This window comes from Olsenella uli, assembly GCF_901212655.1.
Lineage (GTDB): Bacteria > Actinomycetota > Coriobacteriia > Coriobacteriales > Atopobiaceae > Parolsenella > Parolsenella uli_A.
Genome location: NZ_CAAKON010000047.1, coordinates 1,179 through 1,540, shown reverse-complemented (window position 1 = coordinate 1,540; position 362 = coordinate 1,179). Strand labels below are relative to the sequence as shown.

General features: G+C 69.3%; 1 CRISPR repeat array (only partly in view).

Going from position 1 to position 362, the window contains the following annotated elements:
- A CRISPR array of direct repeats spans positions 1-362; the repeat unit is 27 nt; unit sequence GCTCCCCGCGCATGCGGGGATGATCCC (it extends past both window edges: 1 nt to the left, 100 nt to the right).

The following is a 362-nucleotide window of genomic DNA, read 5'->3' as shown; positions in this document are numbered from 1 at the left end:
GCTCCCCGCGCATGCGGGGATGATCCCCGCGCCGAGGATGCGCAGCTCGAAGCCCTCGGGTGCTCCCCGCGCATGCGGGGATGATCCCGATTGAGACGTTTGCGAAACGCATCTTGCCAAGTGCTCCCCGCGCATGCGGGGATGATCCCGCCTTGGCAACGCCCATCAACAAGGCGACGTTGTGCTCCCCGCGCATGCGGGGATGATCCCTGACGTCTGCTGCCGAAGGCGGAAGGCGCGTTGGTGCTCCCCGCGCATGCGGGGTTGATCCCCCAGGCCGTCGCTCGGTGCCTTCGCGTGGGCGCGTGCTCCCCACGCATGCGGGGATGATCCCGGCAGCGCCAGGCGTGATGGGACCGGTC